Raw genomic sequence first — 19,693 nt, forward strand, 5'->3', positions numbered from 1 at the left:
GACTCTGAGTGGTCGATTCCTCCGGGCTCTAACACAATTAATTAGAATAAGAATAATCGATACAATAATCATATAATTCTCCTTTTTATTTAGTATGTGCGTTTTACGAAAAATGGAACTGGCCGTTTGATGTTTTCCGCCTCTGCATCTGAAATCAATCACAGCTGCAGCTAGAGCAGGACTAAAATCATGATCAAGAGCTGATCCGCAGTTCAGAAGAAGTGACAGCCGCAGAGGCAGCAGGAATGCCTACGATTTGACCAGACAGTTGCCTATTTCCGTTGAAATGTCTCTGCATTTGAACTATATGATTTAAAGCAATTGCAGTTAAAATTCAGTCGCATTCGCATCCTTAAATATTAAAATACTTGAAATAAGAGAGAAATACTGCTATGATTACCTATAAAACATGAAAATAGAAAAAGTTAAATATGCCAGAATACTAAATATAGTATATAAATAGATTTTATAGAAAAACAGGTTAAACAAGGAAACGAAAATGAATAAGAATACATAAATATGAATATTATACACAAATAATCGAGTTAAATATAGAAAAATAGCTTAGAATCTTTTTTTTATTATAAACTGCTGCTGCACTGATCTGTCACTGAACTGCATCTGAAAGAGATAAAAAAAGGCAAATAAAAGCCGAAAAGAAAACGAAAAAGCAGATTATGAAGCAATATTGGGATTCTTGTATGTTTAAAATTAGATGCAGTTAATGACTGCTCCAGACGCAGAGATCTATTGAAAGGCGAAATCTGCTTCTGGCATTGTATAAGTTTCACGACTGCTTTGACATTTTTTCAGATACATTGACATTTTTTGACAGATGCAGACATTAAAGGGGGAAAAGCACTTGGCTGGAACCAGAAAACAAAAAGAAACGACAAAACAATCACAGGCGTCTGCGAGAACAAAAACCACATCAAAGACAACGCAGAAATCTGCACAGACGCCTAAGAATAAGACAACAAGGACAGGGGCGAGAGCTTCCGAAAAGAGAAGAGAAACGAAACCGCAGTATGAGGAAGATACCGGATTCTTACAGTCTGAGGCAGTGATCCTCGGCACCTTCGCGGTATGTGTGCTGTTATTCTTGAGCAACTTCCATATCTGCGGATTCCTCGGTGACTTTTTCAGCCGGATCATGCTGGGCGTGTTCGGCTGTATCGGTTATCTGGCTCCGTTATTGTTGTTCACAGAACTGTTATTCTACGCTTCGAATAAGGGAAATATCCGGGCAGTCTACAAGATGATCGCGGTGGAAGTCCTTCTGATCGTGCTCTGTGGTCTTGCGCAGCTTGTGTTCGGCGGCGGATACCGGGAAGGTCAGACGATCCTCGACATCTATAAGTCCGCCGGAGTAAGTGGACTTGGCGGCGGCGTGATCGGCGGTGTCCTTGTTATGGTTCTCCACACAGCGGTGGGAACCATCGGGGCCTATGTGGTCCTTCTCGTATTTATGATCATCTCACTGGTGTGCATCACGGAAAAATCCTTCGTGTCCGCTGTTAAGAGCGGAAGTGGAAAGGCATATCGGTATGCAAAGGAAGACTACAGCAGAAGAAAAGAGCTCCACGAGGAACGTCAGGAGGAAAAACGCAGACTCCGGGAAGAGCAGCGCGTTCAGGGCGTGGATCTTGCTGCGACCGATCTCTCGAGAACTCCGGATTTCGGTGGAATTGCCGGTGGCTATATGGGCGTTGTGGATGCTGAGGCTGTGTCCGAGGCAGATGAGACGAAACAGGAAATAGATGTTTCCGATACATATAAAGAAGAAACGGCGGATCCGAAGGCGGAGACAGGAAGTATGCAGCCGGATCCTGCAGATATCTTTAAAGGAAAGATCACGATGGGAGGCAGGCCGGTAGAAAATCCGGAGTCTTCCAGTGAGGATCAGAGTAAGGAAGGCCGGTCCGGAGAAGACGCGATGAAGGATGTGGAACGCGTTCCGTTTGAGGAAGATGCTGTCCCGGCCGGAATCCATGAGGATGAGGACGTGTTTATCAGTCATGGGGAGAGTGCCTTTGATGATGAGGATATGTTCCCGGACGAAAAGAAAAGGGAGACAAAGGCCTGGGAGAAAAAACCGAAGGTGTCCGTCTTATCCAATATCCCGGATATCCCGTTAGATGAGCCCGCGGCGGACGATGACGAGATCTTTGAGTCCATGAGAAGGGACACGGAGAGAAGAGCGGACGGACTCCGTGCAGAGAATGCCAAACCAGACAAAATTGCAGAGCCAGACGAAACTGCAGAGACTTCGAAGACGGCAGAGGAGGAAAAAACCGAGTTCCCGGAGACGGAAGAAAATGAAAAGACGGCCGGAATTCCTGTATCCGGAGAAGGATCCATGAGCGATCTTTCAGATGACGAATTTCTCGACACAGAACCTTATGTGGAAAATGAGGACTACTGGATTCAGGCAGCAGAGCCGGGAAGCCGCGCGTATGCGGTGACACACGGCAGCAACGTGAAATCCCCTGAACCTCCTGCCGCTAAGGAACCGTCCGAAGAACACCAACACCGTCAGGTCGTGACCGCGTCCGGAAAAGTCATTGAAACAGATACAGAAGAGATTATAAAGAAAAAGGCGGAAATAAGAAAGCGGGAAGCAGCCGAGAGGGAAGAGGCAGGAAACGAGGTATTAAAGGAGATCCGGCAGACGGAAGAAAAACCGAAGAAACCTTATATGATCCCGCCGCTTGACCTCTTAAAGAAAGGCGCTCCCGTGACGGGGCAGTCGGAACAGGAATTTAAGGATACGGCGATCAAGCTCCAGCAGACATTAAGAAACTTTGGTGTCGGAGTCACTGTTACGAATATCAGCTGTGGGCCGACCGTTACCCGGTACGAACTTCACCCGGAGCAGGGGGTAAAAGTGAGCCGGATCCTGTCGCTGGCGGACGATATCAAGTTAAACCTTGCGGCGGCAGATATCCGTATCGAGGCGCCGATCCCCGGAAAAGCAGCTGTGGGAATCGAGGTGCCGAACAAGGTCAACAGCATGGTCTATCTGCGTGACCTTTTAGAGAGCCCGGAATTTAAAAATCATAAATCGACACTGGCTTTTGCGGTGGGTAAGGACATCGGCGGACAGGTAGTCATTGCAGACCTCGCAAAGATGCCGCACCTTCTGATCGCCGGGCAGACTGGTTCCGGTAAATCAGTAGGGATCAACACGATGATCATGAGCCTGATCTACCGCTCATCCCCGGATGATGTGAAGCTCATTATGATCGATCCGAAGGTGGTTGAACTTTCCGTCTATAACGGAATCCCACATCTGCTGATCCCGGTAGTCACCGACCCGAAGAAGGCGGCCGGTGCCCTCAACTGGGCAGTTGCAGAGATGATGGAACGATACAATAAGTTCGCTTCCTCGAATGTCCGCGACCTGAAAGGGTATAACGCGAAGGTGCAGACTCTGGCGGAGAGCGGGGATATCCCTGCGGACCAGATTCCGAAGAAACTGCCGCAGCTCGTGATCATTATCGACGAGCTGGCGGATCTCATGATGGTTGCCTCAAACGAGGTGGAGGACGCGATCTGCCGTCTGGCACAGCTTGCCCGGGCAGCGGGAATTCATCTTGTTATCGCGACCCAGCGTCCGTCCGTCAATGTCATCACAGGTGTGATCAAAGCGAACGTGCCGTCACGGATCGCGTTCTCTGTTGCGTCCGGCGTGGATTCGAGAACGATCCTCGACATGAACGGCGCAGAGAAACTGTTAGGAAACGGCGATATGCTGTTTTACCCGTCCGGTTATCCGAAGCCGCTCCGTGTGCAGGGCGCTTTTGTATCGGACGGCGAGGTGTCAAATGTAACCGAGTTCTTAAAAGAACAGAACGAGGATACAGGATATAACACGGAAATCGAGAAAAAACTGACCCAGTCCTCCTTAGCCGGAGGAGCGGGCGGACAGAATGAGCGGGACGCATTGTTTACCGATGCGGGCAAGTTCATTATCGAGAAGGATAAAGCGTCGATCGGCATGCTTCAGAGAATGTTCAAGATCGGCTTTAACCGTGCTGCCCGGATCATGGATCAGCTTGCCGAGGCCGGTGTTGTAGGGGAAGAGGAAGGAACGAAGCCAAGGAAGATCCTGATGTCCATGGAAGAGTTCGAAGAATTCCTGGAAGCGGGGTACTAAAGCCTGCGGCTGTTGAAATTGAAATGGCTGCCGGCTGCGGAATCCGCAGATCCACAGAAATGATATGCTACTACAAAAGGAGGATACCGATTATGAAGACCGATATCGAGATTGCACAGGAGACGAAGATGCTCCCGATTACCACCGTTGCGTCCCAATATGGAATTACTGAGGACGATTTGGAACTTTACGGAAAGTACAAGGCAAAGATCTCCAATGAGCTCTGGCAGGAGATCAAGGACAGACCGGATGGAAAACTCGTTCTGGTGACAGCGATCAACCCGACTCCGGCAGGAGAGGGAAAGACCACAACCAGTATCGGACTTGCACAGGCGATGACAAAGTGCGGAAAGAAAGCAATGCTTGCTCTCCGTGAGCCATCCCTCGGACCGTGCTTTGGAATCAAGGGCGGAGCAGCCGGCGGCGGATATGCGCAGGTCGTTCCGATGGAGGACTTAAACCTTCATTTTACCGGTGATTTCCATGCGATCACGACAGCGAACAACCTGTTGGCAGCACTTCTTGACAACCATATTCAGCAGGGAAATACTCTTGGAATCGACCCGAGACAGATCCTCTGGAAGAGATGTCTTGACATGAACGACCGTGTGCTGAGAAACATTGTAGTGGGACTCGGCGCAAAGGCAGACGGTTTCGTCCGCGAAGACCATTTTGTGATCACGGTTGCCTCCGAGATCATGGCGATCCTCTGTCTGGCAACGGATATGAAGGACTTGAAGGAGCGCCTCGGAAGGATCATTGTAGCGTATAATTTTGCGGGTGAGCCGGTGACAGCGAAGGATCTCAACGCGGTCGGCTCCATGGCAGCTCTCTTAAAGGATGCCATCAAACCGAATCTGGTACAGACCTTAGAGCACACGGGAGCCCTTGTACATGGCGGACCGTTTGCGAATATCGCCCACGGCTGCAACAGCGTTATGGCGACAAGAACCGCATTAAAGCTTGCGGATGTGGCGATCACAGAGGCAGGATTCGGCGCAGATCTCGGCGCAGAGAAATTCTTTGATATTAAGTGCCGCAAGGCGGGGATCCATCCGGATGCCGTTGTTCTCGTGGCTACTGTCCGCGCGTTAAAGTACAACGGCGGTGTTCCGAAGGATCAGCTCTCCGAGGAGAATCTTGAGGCATTGAAGAAAGGTATCGTAAACCTCGAGAAACACATCGAGAACATCCAGAAATACCATGTGCCGGTTGTCGTTACTTTAAACTCCTTCCTCACGGACACAGAGGCAGAGTATGAATTTATCCGGAACTTCTGCGAGGAGAGAGGCTGTGAGTTTGCGCTGTCCGAGGTATGGGCAAAAGGCGGAGACGGCGGAATTGAACTCGCAGAGAAGGTAATAAACACCCTGGAGAAAAAAACGAGTGATTTCGCTCCGTTATATCCGGATGAGATGGGAATCTCCGATAAGATCGAGACCATTGCGAAGGAGATTTACGGCGCGGGCAGCGTAAGCTACTCACCGGCGGCAAAAAAGGCGATCGCGAAGATCACAGAGATGGGCTTTGGCGATCTTCCGGTCTGCATGGCGAAGACCCAGTATTCCTTATCCGATGACCAGAAGAAGCTTGGCCGTCCGGAAGGATTTGACCTGACTGTGCGCGATGCGTATGTGTGCGCGGGCGCAGGCTTTGTGGTTGCGCTTACCGGTTCCATCATGACTATGCCGGGACTTCCGAAGAAACCGGCAGCGGACAATATTGACGTGGACGAGAACGGAAAGATCACAGGATTATTCTAAAAAAGCAGTAAGAAAACTCACAGGCGGGCGCATATGTTCCCGCCTGTGTGGGTTATGAGAAAGGATGACGACAGTGGTAATTGGAGATTGGTTAAAACGCATGAAATACGATCTGGTTTGCGGCAGTCTGGACCAGAACGTAGATGAAGTGATCTATGATTCGAGAAAGGCAAGACCGGATTCCGTATTCGTGTGCATTCAGGGCAGCACCAGGGATTCCCACGAGTTTATTCCGGACGTATTAAGGGCTGGCTGTAAAGTTCTTGTGGTAGAAAAAGAAGTGGAAGTACCGGCGGATGTGACTGTGATCCGGGTTGAGAGCGGACGACTCGCGCTGGCGGAGCTTTCTGCGGCGCGATTCGGTTATCCGGCAGAGAAACTGATCACCATCGGGATCACCGGCACGAAGGGAAAGACCACGACGAGCTATATGATCAAGGCGGTCCTTGAGGCAGCCGGAAAGAAGACCGGTCTCATCGGAACGAATGGCGCAGTCATCGGGGATGTGAAATTCCCGACCTCCAATACGACACCGGAATCCTATGTGGTGCAGGATTATTTCCATAAAATGGTGGAAGCTGGCTGTGAGTGCTGTGTGATGGAGGTCTCCTCTCAGGCTTTAATGCTTCACAGGGTCGGCGGGATCATGTTCGACTACGGTCTATTCACAAATATTTCTCCGGACCATATCGGACCGAAGGAACACAAGAGCTTTGAAGAGTATCTTTTTTATAAGTCAAGGCTTCTTACTGTCTGCAAAACGGGGATCGTGAATCGTCTGACAGACCACTACGATGAGGTCGTAAAGGATGCGTCCTGCAGACTTCTTACATATGCCCTGAACGGAAACGCAGATTTCATGGGTGATGACATTCACTATGCATCAAATCACGATTTTGTGGGAATTGAATTCTCAATCCACGGCATGCTTGACGGAAGAGTCCGCGTAGGGATGCCGGGAAAATTCAACGCGGATAATGCTCTGGCGGCGTTGGCGGTCTGCACTCTGGCGCTTTCCGGTGGAAGCGGTGTGCTTGATGATCATACAAAACAGGCAATCCTTGGATCCCTCGTGAAGGTCCGCGTGGATGGTCGCATGGAGATCGCGCACGTATCGAAAAAGTGCAGTGTGATCGTGGATTACGCTCACAATGCGGTCAGCATGGAAAGTCTGCTCACAACACTCCGGGATTATCATCCAAAGCGTCTCGTATGTGTATTCGGCTGTGGTGGAAACCGCGCCAGAGATCGCAGATATTCAATGGGGGAGATCGGTGGAAAGATGGCGGATCTCTGTATCATTACGGCCGACAATCCGCGTTTTGAGAAAAACGAGGACATCATCAAGGACATCGAGGTGGGCCTTGCGAAGACGGACGGAACATATCTTGTGATCCCGGACAGACGGGAAGCAATCTTTTACGCGATCAGGAACGCCGAGGAGGGTGACATGATCGCCATTATCGGAAAAGGCCATGAGGATTATCAGGAGATCGAAGGTGTGAAACATCATTTTCTGGATCGGGAAGTCGTGGAAGAGGCGGTAAACGGATAATGTATGATCGTCCGCAGAGGGACGCAGACTGCAGCAGTAAAGGAGATTGGAAAGGAATGGAGAACGTAAGCGTTCAGGATATCGTCCTTGCCACCGGAGGCGTACTGCTCTCCGGAGATGACGGTGTCATGTTAAACAAGATCCGCCTGGATTCCAGACAGGTTGAGACCGGAGATCTTTTCGTGCCGATCATCGGCGAGAAAGTAGATGCACATAAATTTCTGGAACAGGTTGCCGAAAAAGGAGCCGGTGCGGTGCTTACAAGTGAGCATAAGGAAAAAACGGAAGAAATGGCGGAGACCTCCTGTGCCTGGATCGCTGTGGATGACACGAAAAAGGCACTTCAGGCCGTAGGCCGTTACCTCAGAAAACGTCTGACACTGCCCATTGTCGGTGTCACAGGGAGCGTCGGAAAGACCACAACGAGGGAAATGATCGCGGCGGCACTCTCCGCGCGGTTTCATGTATACAAGACTCCGGGCAACAGCAACAGTCAGGTAGGAGTTCCGATTACCGTGTCCGAGATCACAAAAGAAGATGAAGTGGGTGTTCTGGAGCTTGGAATGAGCGAGCCGGGTGAACTTACCGTGATCGCACGGATCGCGAAGCCGGATGTGGCAGTGATCACAAACATCGGGATCACCCACATCGAGCAGCTTGGATCCCGCGAGAATATTTACAGAGAGAAGCTGACGATCCAGGACGGACTTTCCGATGGCGGCATCCTCATCTTAAACGGCGACGATGATATGCTTTGCAGGACCAGGGGAAAGGCCGGTGTGAAGACAGTCTACTATGGCACCGGGGAAACCTGTGATTACCGCGCGGTGGACATCGTCCTCATGGACGGAAAGACGGAGTTTACGGTTGTTCATGCGGGAAAAACCCAGAAAGTCCTCTTGAACGTCATGGGCACACACAATGTGATGAACGCCCTGGCAGCCATTGCGGTCTGCTGTGAACGCGGTATGACGATGGAAGAAGCCGCGGAGGGTCTTCTGACTTTCCATGGATTCAAACACCGCCAGCAGGTCTATGCCGACGGAAGATTTACGGTGATGGATGACTCTTACAACGCGAGTCCTGCATCCATGAAGGCGGCTCTCGATGTGTTTCAGGGACTCACGGGAAAACGCCATATTGCTGTCCTTGCGGATATGAAGGAGCTTGGCGGGAATTATCTGGCCTACCACAGGGAGGTGGGCGAGTACGCGGCCAATTCCGGCGTGGATCTTGTTGTGACGCTGGGCGAGGCATGCAGGAGTCTGGCAGAAGGCGTCCGTGCGGTAAAGGAGATTCCGGTGGTGGAATTTTCAGACTGCGGGGAGATGGTGAAATATCTGGAAGCGGAGATCCGGGACGGAGACTGCGTTCTCTTTAAGGGATCCAACTCCATGGGATTGTCTGCTGTGGCAGATCAATTCGTGGAGATGGCCGGAAGGTAGGAATGGCCGGAAGTTTTGAGAAGGGAGGGATCCGAAATGGAACCGTATGCAGATGTCATCATTGATCTTTCCGTAAAAAATGTGGACCGGATCTTCCAATACCGGATCCCTGACCATCTGAAAGAGCTTGTAAAGCCCGGAGTTCAGGTGAATATCCCTTTCGGAAAGGGAAATACCGAACGGAAAGGGATCGTGGTAGGTCTCTCAAAAGAGACAGATTATGACCCTGAAAAAATGAAAGAGCTCCTGGATGTGGAGACAGGCGCTGTCCCGATCCGTACTCAGATGATCTGCCTCGCCTTCTGGATGAAGGACCGCTATTCCACCACGATGAATCAGGCACTGAAGACGGTTCTTCCCGTAAAGGCGAAGGTGATGCCGAGGGAAGAACGTGTGATCGTTTCCTTAAAACCGAAGAATGAGATCGAAACGCTGCTTATAGAAGCGGAAAAGAAGAAATACCGGGCACGGATAAGGCTTTACCGGGCACTTCTTGAAAACGGGGAGCTGCCTTTGAAGCTGACTTCCGAAAAGCTCGGCATCACGGCTGCGATGCTGAAACCGTTAGTAGAAAAAGAGATCGTGGACCTGAAAACAGTCAAAAAAGAACCGGGAGCAGGAAACAGATTTCCAGAGACCGGACCTGTTGCCCTGAATCAGGAACAGAAGAACGCGGCGGAGACCGTGATCCGGGACTATGATTCCGGACAGCGTAATACCTATCTGCTCTACGGAATCACGGGAAGCGGTAAGACGGAGGTCTACATGGAGCTCATCGACTACGTCCTTCGGAAAGGCCGGCAGGCCATCGTCCTGATCCCGGAGATCTCCCTGACTTACCAGACCGTGATGCGTTTTTACCGGCGATTTGGAAACCGGGTTGGTATCATGAATTCCAGACTTTCGGCGGGAGAGCGCTATGAGCAGTCGGAGAGGGCGGCAAACGGGGAGATCGATATTATGATCGGTCCGCGTTCCGCTCTTTTCACACCGTTTCCGGATCTGGGGCTCATCATCATCGACGAGGAACATGAGGGAGCTTACAAGAGTGAGACAGCACCGCGGTACGATGCCAGGGAGGTTGCAAAGGTCCGGGCAGATATGAGCCGGGCAGCCGTAGTCTTAGGCTCTGCGACACCGTCCGTGGAGAGCTATTATCTGGCAGAACAGGGCGAGTATAAGCTTTTGACCCTCACAAAGAGGGCAAAGGAGAACAGCCGTCTGGCGGGGGTCCATATTGTGGATCTGAGAGAAGAACTCGCAGAGGGAAACCGCTCGATCTTCAGCCGGAGATTAAAAGGGCTGATCGAGGACCGGCTGGCGAACAGGCAGCAGGTGATGCTGTTCATGAACCGGCGGGGATATGCGGGCTTTGTGTCCTGCCGCTCCTGCGGAAAGGCGATGAAATGCCCACACTGTGATGTGAGTCTTACATACCACAAAAACGGACGGTTAAAATGCCACTACTGCGGATTTGAACGGCCGCTGCCGGATCGATGTCCGTCCTGCGGTTCCCCGTTTATCGCGCCCTTTGGGACGGGGACCCAGAAACTGGAAGAATTTACAAAGAGGGAATTTCCAAAGGCCCGGATCTTAAGGATGGATGCGGACACCACGGCAAAAAAAGGGGCTCATGAAGAAATCCTCACCACCTTCGCAGAGGGCGGGGCGGATATTCTCATTGGGACCCAGATGATCGTAAAGGGTCATGACTTCGCGAGTGTGACCCTTGTGGGTGTCATGGCAGCGGATCTCTCCCTCTATGCACCGGACTATAAGAGCGCAGAGCGTACCTTTGAGCTCCTGACTCAGGCATCCGGGCGGGCCGGGCGCGGGGAGCTTCAGGGAGATGTGGTGATCCAGACATATGCGCCGGACCATTATGCAGTATCCTCCGCGGCAGAGCAGGACTATCTGCAGTTTTACCGGCAGGAGCTTCTGTACCGGAAGATGATGGGATATCCGCCCCTTGTGAGGCTTCTGACTATCAGTCTTTCCTCAAAGAGGGAGGCGGATGTGATCCGTGCGTCAGAGGATATGAAACGGGTCATTCTGAGGGAATATGCACTGGATGGACTGAAGGTCATCGGTCCGGTGGAGGATTCCCCCTACAAACTTAATGATAATTACAGAAAAATTTTATATATGAAACATGAAAGTTATGATATACTATTAAAAGTCAGAAATTGCGCCCGGAAGCGGGAGAACATCCCGGATCTTTTCCGGAATGTGTTCGTCCAGTACGATCTGACTTAGTAGTTTTCGATAAAAAATTGAGAGGAAATAAGATAAAATGGCAATCAGACAGATCAGAACCATCGGAGATGAGATCCTTACAAAAGAGTGTAAGCCGGTAAAGGAAATGAATGAGAGGACCCTTGAGCTCATCGAAGATATGTTTGAGACAATGTATGAGAATAACGGCGTCGGCCTTGCCGCACCGCAGGTGGGTGTCCGCAAGCGCGTCGTGGTTATCGATGTGGAGGACGGAAACCAGTATGTGCTGATCAACCCGGAGATCCTCGAGACGAGCGGAAGCCAGACCGGTCAGGAAGGCTGCTTAAGTGTTCCGGGAAAATGCGGACAGGTGACCCGCGCGGATCATGTAAAGGCAAAAGCTCTCAATGAGAATATGGAAGAGTATGAGATCGAGGCAGACGGACTTCTCGCGAGATGCATTCTCCACGAGTGCGACCATCTGGATGGAAAACTTTACGTCGATCTCGTAGAAGGCGAACTTCAGGATACAGCCGGAGAGGATGAGGAATAGTATGCGTATTGTTTTTATGGGAACGCCGGACTTTGCGGTTCCGACGCTGACTGCTCTCATTGAGGGCGGACATGAAGTTGTGGCTGTGGTGACACAGCCGGATAAGCCGAAGGGGCGCGGAAAAGCCGTCCTTATGACTCCTGTAAAGGAAAAAGCGATCGAGTATGAAATCCCGGTATACCAGCCGGTAAAGGTGCGGGATCCGGAATTTGTGGAGCTTTTAAAAACGATGGCACCGGATGTCATCGTTGTCGTCGCATTTGGTCAGATCCTTCCGAAGTCCATTCTGGATCTTCCGAAATACGGCTGCGTGAATGTACACGCGTCCCTGCTTCCGAAATACCGCGGGGCTGCCCCGATCCAGTGGGCGGTCATTGACGGTGAGAAGGAGAGCGGAGTGACGACCATGATGATGGATGTGGGGCTGGATACCGGCGATATGCTGGAACAGAAAGCGATCCCGTTAGATGAGAAAGAGACTGGCGGAAGCCTGTTTGACAAGCTCTCTGCCCTCGGTGGATCCATGATCTTATCCACTTTAAAGGGACTGGAAAACGGAACGATCACGAGAACTCCGCAGGGAGAGTCCGGTACTTCCTACGCGAAGATGCTCACGAAAGAAATGGGACATATCGACTGGACGAAGGACGCGGTGTCCATTGAGCGTCTTGTCCGCGGCTTAAATCCGTGGCCAAGCGCATATACATCATATGCCGGAAAGACGATGAAAATCTGGTCAGCAGAGGTTACGGATCTTCCGGGAGAAAGAGCTCCGGGAAAGATTCATGTGACAAAGGACCGGCTTTTTTTGGAGACCGGAGAGGGTGTCCTTGATGTAAAGGAGCTTCAGCTTGAGGGAAAGAAGCGGATGGATACAGCTTCCTTCCTGCGCGGTTTCCAGATGGAAGACGGAAGTTTCTGCGGGTAAGCTTCGCGGGTGATGCCGCGGGCGGTCCTGAAAAATCCGGCTGAAAAGCCGGCTGCCGGGACGACAGAAACGAGATCGAAAGGAGAGATGTTTTATGTACGGAATGTATGGTTACGGTTATGGTTATGGCCTTGATCCGACGATCATCCTTGTATTGATCGGAGTTGCCCTTTCTCTCTGGGCTCAGGGACGTGTAAATTCCACGTTCTCGAGATATTCCAGAGTCCGCAGCATGACTGGCATGACAGGCGCGGAGGCGGCGAGACGCCTTTTAAATGCGCAGGGAATCTACGATGTGACGGTCCAGCAGATCGCCGGTGAACTTACCGATCACTATGATCCGCGGACGAAGACCGTAAACCTGTCCCAGTCCGTTTACGGAGCGACTTCCGTTGCGGCTATCGGTGTTGCTGCCCACGAATGCGGCCACGCGATGCAGGACAATGAGGGATATGCACCGTTACGGTTCAGGAGTGCTCTCGTTCCGGTGGCAAACTTCGGCTCCAGTCTTTCCTGGCCGCTGATCCTTTTAGGACTTGTGTTCGGCGGACTTGGTTCTCCGCTGGTGGAGATCGGAATCTTAATGTTCTCTCTGGCGGTGCTGTTCCAGCTTGTGACACTTCCGGTAGAGTACAATGCGTCTGCCCGTGCGGTAAGACTTCTGGATGCACAGGGCATTCTCGCGGGCGAGGAAGTAAACGGGACGAGAAAAGTACTGAACGCGGCGGCACTGACCTATGTGGCGGCAGCAGCGACTTCGATCCTACAGCTTCTCCGTCTCATAATTCTCTTTGGAGGAAGAAACAGACGTGACAGATAATACGACAAATATCCGGGAGGTCGTCCTTGACGTCCTTCTGGAAGTCCTCGAAAACCATAATTTGAGCCATATTGTTTTAAAGCAGGCACTGGAAAAGTACCTGTTTCTGGAACGTCAGGACCGCGCGTTTATCACAAGATGCGTGGAGGGAACTCTGGAGTACCGGATCCAGATCGATGCAGTGCTTGACCGCTTTTCGAAGGTGAAGACCGCAAAAATGAAGCCGGTGATCCGGGAGATCCTCAGAATGTCGGTCTACCAGATTCTGTATATGGAGCGTGTACCGGACTCCGCGGTCTGCAATGAGGCGGTAAAGCTCGCAAAGAAACGAAAATTCCAGGGGCTTTCCGGCTTTGTGAACGGTGTCCTGCGGACGGTCTCCAGAGAAAAAGGGAAACTTGTCTGGAAGGACGCTTCGGAGCGCTATTCGATCCCCCGGTGGATGTTATCCATGTGGGAGGAGATGTATGGAAAAGAGACTTCTGAAACCATTGCTGCGTCATTTTTAGAGGAACGCCCCCTTACGGTGCGCTTTAACGAGAGCATCTCCCCGGCGGAGAAAACGATCGGAGAGTTGAGAGATCAGGGCATTACGGTGGAAAAGTCCGGGACATTTCCGGGGATCGCTTCGATCCGTGGTTTCGACTACTTAGACCGGGTGTGCGCGTTCACGGAAGGTAAGATCACAGTTCAGGATCCAAGCTCCTCCCTTGCGGCACAGATGGCATCTATTGCCCCGGGAGATTTCGTTCTTGACGTGTGCGGAGCTCCGGGAGGAAAGGCCATGCATGCGGCAGATCTTTTAAAAGGTACCGGCATGGTGGAAGCGAGAGATGTGAGCGGGAGAAAGACGGATCTCATTGAGGAGAATATCATGCGCTGCGGCTTCCGGAACATTCGCACGAACGTTTGGGACGCGACAGTTCTGGATCCGTCTATGGTGGAGCAGGCAGATGTGGTTCTGGCAGATCTCCCATGTTCCGGTCTCGGAATTATCGGAAAGAAACCGGATATCAAAGAGCGGATGACGAGAGATGAGATCAAAAATCTCGCGAAGCTGCAGAGGGAGATCCTTTCTGTGGTGACTCAGTATATAAAACCTGGTGGAACGCTTGTTTACAGTACCTGTACGATCACTGAGGAAGAGAATGAAGAAAACGCGGACTGGATCGAGAAGCATCTGGCGTTTGAAAAGAAGAGGATCGCAGATCTCCTGCCGGAGGCTCTTAAGAGTTCCTGCGAGGAGAACAGGATCCAGCTTCTTCCGGGACTCCATCCCTGCGACGGCTTCTTTATCGCTGTGTTCAAAAAGAAGAAATAATACTGCGCAGGTTCTGAATCCGCGGACATGACTGCCTGCGGATCCGTTAAAAACGGATTTATGTGGAAACATGACAGAACCAAGGCTTTTGGAGAATCGAGAATGGAAAAGAAAGACCTGAAATCAATGACACTGGAAGAACTGACAGAGTTCGTGAAGGAGCTGGGTGAAAAACCGTTCCGGGCAAAACAGTTATACCAGTGGATGCATGTAAAATTAGCCGAGTCTTTAGACGAATGTACGAACCTTCCGAAGTCGCTTAAGGAAAAGCTTTCGGAATACAGTACATACACGTCCCTTAAGACCGTAAAGATGCTGGAATCGGGGATCGACGGGACAAGAAAGTATCTGTTCGGTCTCGATGACGGAAACGTGATCGAGAGCGTCCTGATGAAATATCACCACGGAAATTCTGTGTGTATTTCCTCTCAGGTGGGCTGCCGCATGGGCTGCCGGTTCTGTGCGTCCACTCTGGACGGACTCACAAGAAACTTACGTCCTTCGGAGATGCTGGATCAGATCTACCGGATCCAGAGATCCACGGGAGAGCGTGTCTCCAACGTTGTGGTCATGGGAAGTGGTGAGCCGATGGATAACTATGATAACCTGATCCGGTTTATCAGGCTTCTTTCCGATGAAAACGGTCTGAATATCAGTCAGAGAAACATCACAGTATCCACCTGCGGGATCGTACCAAAGATCTTAAAGCTTGCGGAGGAAGGTCTTTCCATTACTCTGGCACTTTCCCTTCATGCGCCGGACGATGAGACGAGAAAGACTCTGATGCCCATCGCCAACAGCTACTCCTTATCGGAGGTGCTTCCGGCATGTAAGGAATATTATAAAAAGACAGGAAGACGCCTGACCTTTGAGTACAGTCTTGTACAGGGCGTCAATGATAACCTTGACGAGGCAAAGCGCCTGACTGCGCTTTTAAAGGATATGCAGGGGCACGTGAACCTGATTCCGGTAAACCCGATCAAGGAACGCGACTTCAAACAGTCCAATCGGGATGCCATTGACGCGTTCAGGGGTTATCTTGAAAAACACGGCATCAACGTTACGATCCGCAGGGAGATGGGCCGCGATATCGGCGGTGCCTGCGGACAGCTTAGAAAGAGCTATCTGAGTGAGGAGGAATCGTCATGATCTCTTACGCGAAGACAGACACCGGTCTTGTGAGAAGATCCAATCAGGATTTCCTGTTTGCAGCGGATCAGCCGGTGGGACCGCTTCCGAATCTGTTCATCGTGGCAGACGGAATGGGCGGACATAAGGCCGGGGATTTCGCGTCCCGGTATGTCGTGGAACATATGAAAGAATATATTGAAAATTCTGATCTGGCCAGTCCTGTGATGATCCTCAGAAAAGCTCTGGAGAAGACGAATCAGGGGCTCTTTGAGGAAGCTCAGGGAAACCCGGACCGGGAAGGAATGGGGTCCACTCTGGTTGCCGCTACGATCGAGGACGACATGATGTACGTGGCAAATGTGGGGGACAGCAGACTTTATCTTTTGCGGGACAGTCTTGCACAGATCACGAGAGACCATTCCCTTGTGGAAGAGATGGTCGCGAGAGGAAAAATGGAGCGGGACAGCGAGTCCTACCGAAGTCAGAAGAACATTATTACCCGCGCCATGGGAATCGGGAACCGGGTGGAGGCGGATTTCTTTGAAGTGCCGCTTCTTGAGTGTGACTGTATTCTGCTCTGCTCTGACGGATTGACGAACATGGTGGATGATGCCGAGATCAGCCGGGTCTTAAAGACAACGGATACGCTGAAAGAGAAGACGGAAGCGCTGGTTGACGAGGCAAACCGGAACGGAGGAAAGGACAACATTGCGATTGTCCTTGTAGAACCTCAGATAAGTGAGGTGAAGCTATGATTTTATACCCTGGAACGATGCTGCAGGACCGATATGAGATTCTGGAAAAGATAGGTTCCGGCGGAATGTCAGAGGTCTATAAAGCAAAATGCCATAAATTAAACCGTCTGGTCGCAATCAAGGTACTGAAATCGGAGTTTACTTCCGACGCGACCTTTGTCAGTAAATTTAAGATGGAAGCTCAGGCAGCGGCCGGACTTTCACACCCGAATATTGTCAATATATATGATGTCGTGGATGAGGGAGATATCCACTTTATCGTTATGGAGCTCGTAGAGGGAATCACCTTAAAGAGCTATATCACGAAAAAAGGTCATCTGGATGTAAAGGAAGCCATCGGGATCGCGATCCAGGTAGCCTCCGGAATCGAAGCAGCCCATGAACAGCATATCATTCACCGTGATATCAAGCCTCAGAATATGCTGATCTCCATGGATGGAAAGGTGAAGGTAGCGGACTTCGGAATTGCGAGAGCTGTGTCGTCCCAGACCATGAATGCGGCGACAGTTGTGGGATCTGTCCACTATATCTCCCCCGAACAGGCGAGAGGCGGATACAGCGATGAGCGGAGCGACCTGTATTCCTTAGGTATCACCATGTTTGAGATGGTCACCGGCCATGTTCCGTTTGAGGGGGACAACACGGTGACGGTCGCGCTGGCACATCTGGAAGAACCAATGCCGGATCCCAGAATGTTGAATCCGGATGTGTCCCCAAGTCTTGCGAGGATCATCTTAAAATGTACGGAAAAGAGACCGGAGCGCCGATACCCGAACGCGGCGGCCGTGATCAGTGACCTGAGAAGAGCACTTTTAAATGATGATGACCCGACTATCGGCGCCGTTAAAGAGGAAGACCACAGCTCCGATACCATCGTCATCAGCCCAAAAGAACTGAATCTGATCAAGACGAGAAGTGGGGAACGGATCCGGGAGTCAAAGCCGGTAAAAGAGATCCGTGAGCGCAGGGAACGGCGGGATCTGGAAAAGCGGTATGATCAGACAGACAACGCGAAGAAGGAACCGAAAAAGAATAAAGTGGATGATGAAGCCACAGGACTGGAAAAGATCCTGACAGGCCTGGGCGTGGCGGCAGCCATCGTCATTGTCGCGGTTGTGATCGTGTTTGTTCTGAAGCTTGGCGGTCTGTTCAGAAGCAGCACTCCGGAGGATCCGACAAAAACCGTTTCTGAGGAAGCTATGACGGAAGAAGCGAAGACAACTGCGGCATCGGAGACTGTTATCAGCCAGAAGGAAGTCTATATGCCGAAGCTTGTGGGCCACTCCGAGGAGGAAGCCGAGAAGATCTTACAGGGACTCGATCTCACCATGCAGGTAGAGCAGAAAAACTCGGATGAAGTGGAAAAAGGCATCGTCATCTCACAGAAGGAAGAGCCCGATACCGTGATTCCGCGTTTCTCCAAGGTAACCGTTGTCATCAGCGCGGGTTCTGATAAGGTTGATCTCTCAGAACTTGGCCTTTCCGGAATGACACTGGAAACGGCGGTCCGCCTGTTGGAGGGAAAGAATTTAAAAGCAGATGTTCGGGAGGAAGCCAGCGAGGAGGTGGCTTCCGGAACGATCATCCGCTATGAACCGGAGGAAAAAGTGGCCCTCGGAAGTACCGTAACCTTATATGTGAGTACGGGACCGGAGGAGGAATTCGTTCCTGTACCGAATCTTTATGGAAAGACGGACGCGGAGGCGGCAGCACTTCTTTCCGCGGCAGGACTTGTGACCGGAGAGGTTTCAAAGGAGTACGACAGCACGATCTCGGCCGGTCACGTCATCAGTCAGGGCGTTGAGGCAGGAACTCAGGTAGCACCTGGGGATACCGTGGATTACACTCTGAGTCTTGGGCCGGAAGCTCCGAAAAAACAGTTTATTGCATCTCTGGATGCAAGCTATCCGCTTCAGGTCTCCTATGGACCGGGGGCAGCGTCCTCCGAGATCCAGATCCTGATCCGTTTAAAGCAGACGGTGAACGGCAAAGTGACCTATACGAAGCTTGCGGAGCCAAAGTCTTACAGCGCGGACACAACCCTGAATATCAAGTTAGACAGGATCCGCGGCGCCGACGGCGTACAGACCGGTGAGGTGGAGATCGTGGACCTCACGAACAACGTGGTACTGACATCCTATAATGTGACATTTACGGAGGTTGACGGTTGACTGGAAAGATCATAAAGGGAATTGCCGGATTCTATTACGTACATGACGGCGTTTCCAAAGTATACGAGTGTAAGGCAAAGGGCGTATTCCGGAACCGGAAGATCAAGCCTCTTGTGGGCGACAATGTGGAGTTCGACGTGCTTTCTGAGGAGCAGAGCCTCGGAAACATCGTGGAGATCCTTCCGAGGGAGAACTCCCTGATCCGTCCGGCAGTGGCGAACATCGATCAGGCAATGATCGTGTTTGCCGTCGCTGACCCGGAACCGAATTTAAACCTTCTGGACCGCTTTCTGGTTACGATGGAAGCCCAGAATGTTCCGGTGGTGATCTGCTTTAATAAGACAGATCTCGGAAAAGAGGGTGAGGCAGAACGACTTGCTGGAATCTATCGGGATGCCGGATATGATGTCCATCTGTCCTGTGCTCTGGCGGGGGAAGGGATCGAGGCGATCCATGACCTCTTAAGGGGGAAGACAACGGCACTTGCCGGCCCGTCCGGTGTTGGAAAATCATCCCTGACAAACAGGATCCAGCCGGAGGCGGAGATGGAGACGGGGGCCGTCAGTGAGAAGATCCGCAGGGGTCGCCATACCACAAGACATTCGGAGCTGTTCTTCGTCGAGAAGGAGACCTTCGTGATGGACACGCCGGGCTTCAGCTCCATCTTTGTCGACAATATGAAGCCGGAAGAGTTAAAGGATTTCTTTCCGGAATTTGAGGCCTACGAGCCGGAATGCCGGTTTTTGGGCTGTGTCCATGTGGGAGAACGGGAGTGCGGCGTCAAGGAGGCCGTAAAAGCAGGAAAGATTGCGGATTCCCGGTATGAAAATTACCGGCTGATCTATGAAGAACTGAAGAGTAAAAGGAGATATTAA

13 protein-coding genes are annotated in these 19,693 nt (G+C 51.3%); all 13 read left to right on the plus strand.

Going from position 1 to position 19,693, the window contains the following annotated elements; genetic code table 11:
• Window positions 1–1,063 precede the first annotated feature (1,063 nt).
• The 13 genes from DXA87_RS08140 (at window position 1,064) to rsgA (ending at window position 19,693) form a co-directional block, all read left to right on the plus strand.
• Window positions 1,064–4,159: a DNA translocase FtsK 4TM domain-containing protein gene (locus DXA87_RS08140; protein WP_348982213.1), complete on the plus strand. Its 3,096-nt coding sequence runs from the start codon at window positions 1,064–1,066 to the stop codon at window positions 4,157–4,159.
• A 92-nt stretch (window positions 4,160–4,251) separates the two neighbouring features.
• Complete coding sequence (locus DXA87_RS08145; protein WP_117469672.1) at window positions 4,252–5,922, plus strand: formate--tetrahydrofolate ligase; 1,671 nt, start codon at window positions 4,252–4,254, stop codon at window positions 5,920–5,922.
• Window positions 5,923–5,986: 64 nt separating this feature from the next.
• A complete protein-coding gene (locus DXA87_RS08150; RefSeq protein WP_348982212.1) occupies window positions 5,987–7,477 on the plus strand; it encodes a UDP-N-acetylmuramoyl-L-alanyl-D-glutamate--2,6-diaminopimelate ligase in 1,491 nt (496 codons plus the stop codon).
• Window positions 7,478–7,533: 56 nt separating this feature from the next.
• A complete protein-coding gene (gene murF / locus DXA87_RS08155; RefSeq protein ID WP_117503940.1) occupies window positions 7,534–8,922 on the plus strand; it encodes a UDP-N-acetylmuramoyl-tripeptide--D-alanyl-D-alanine ligase in 1,389 nt (462 codons plus the stop codon).
• A gap of 36 nt (window positions 8,923–8,958) precedes the next feature.
• Window positions 8,959–11,178, plus strand: a complete 2,220-nt coding sequence (priA, locus tag DXA87_RS08160; RefSeq protein WP_117503830.1) for a primosomal protein N' — start codon at window positions 8,959–8,961, stop codon at window positions 11,176–11,178.
• 37 nt (window positions 11,179–11,215) lie between these two features.
• Complete coding sequence (gene def, locus DXA87_RS08165) at window positions 11,216–11,692, plus strand: peptide deformylase (protein ID WP_015554623.1); 477 nt, start codon at window positions 11,216–11,218, stop codon at window positions 11,690–11,692.
• A 1-nt stretch (window position 11,693) separates the two neighbouring features.
• Window positions 11,694–12,620: a methionyl-tRNA formyltransferase gene (gene fmt / locus DXA87_RS08170; protein ID WP_117503831.1), complete on the plus strand. Its 927-nt coding sequence runs from the start codon at window positions 11,694–11,696 to the stop codon at window positions 12,618–12,620.
• Window positions 12,621–12,714: 94 nt separating this feature from the next.
• Window positions 12,715–13,440 (plus strand): zinc metallopeptidase, encoded by a 726-nt coding sequence (locus DXA87_RS08175; RefSeq protein ID WP_015554621.1) that lies wholly within the window; start codon window positions 12,715–12,717, stop codon window positions 13,438–13,440.
• Entirely contained in the window at window positions 13,430–14,761 is a 1,332-nt protein-coding gene (rsmB, locus tag DXA87_RS08180) for a 16S rRNA (cytosine(967)-C(5))-methyltransferase RsmB (RefSeq protein ID WP_117503833.1), read from the plus strand. Before DXA87_RS08175 ends, rsmB begins: the two co-directional genes overlap by 11 nt.
• A gap of 102 nt (window positions 14,762–14,863) precedes the next feature.
• Window positions 14,864–15,910, plus strand: coding sequence for a 23S rRNA (adenine(2503)-C(2))-methyltransferase RlmN (gene rlmN / locus DXA87_RS08185; RefSeq protein ID WP_015554620.1), 1,047 nt, complete (start codon window positions 14,864–14,866; stop codon window positions 15,908–15,910).
• Window positions 15,907–16,647 (plus strand): Stp1/IreP family PP2C-type Ser/Thr phosphatase, encoded by a 741-nt coding sequence (locus tag DXA87_RS08190; protein WP_117469668.1) that lies wholly within the window; start codon window positions 15,907–15,909, stop codon window positions 16,645–16,647. The genes rlmN and DXA87_RS08190 overlap by 4 nt, the downstream gene beginning before the upstream one ends.
• Window positions 16,644–18,818, plus strand: coding sequence for a Stk1 family PASTA domain-containing Ser/Thr kinase (pknB, locus tag DXA87_RS08195; RefSeq protein WP_015554618.1), 2,175 nt, complete (start codon window positions 16,644–16,646; stop codon window positions 18,816–18,818). The genes DXA87_RS08190 and pknB overlap by 4 nt, the downstream gene beginning before the upstream one ends.
• The gene (gene rsgA / locus DXA87_RS08200) at window positions 18,815–19,693 is read left to right on the plus strand and encodes a ribosome small subunit-dependent GTPase A (protein WP_117469667.1); all 879 of its coding nucleotides are present in this window, start codon (window positions 18,815–18,817) and stop codon (window positions 19,691–19,693) included. Before pknB ends, rsgA begins: the two co-directional genes overlap by 4 nt.

Origin of the sequence: Desulfotomaculum sp. OF05-3 (assembly GCF_003435535.1) — a bacterium.
In the GTDB taxonomy this organism is placed as follows: Bacteria; Bacillota; Clostridia; order Lachnospirales; family Lachnospiraceae; genus Pilosibacter; species Pilosibacter fragilis.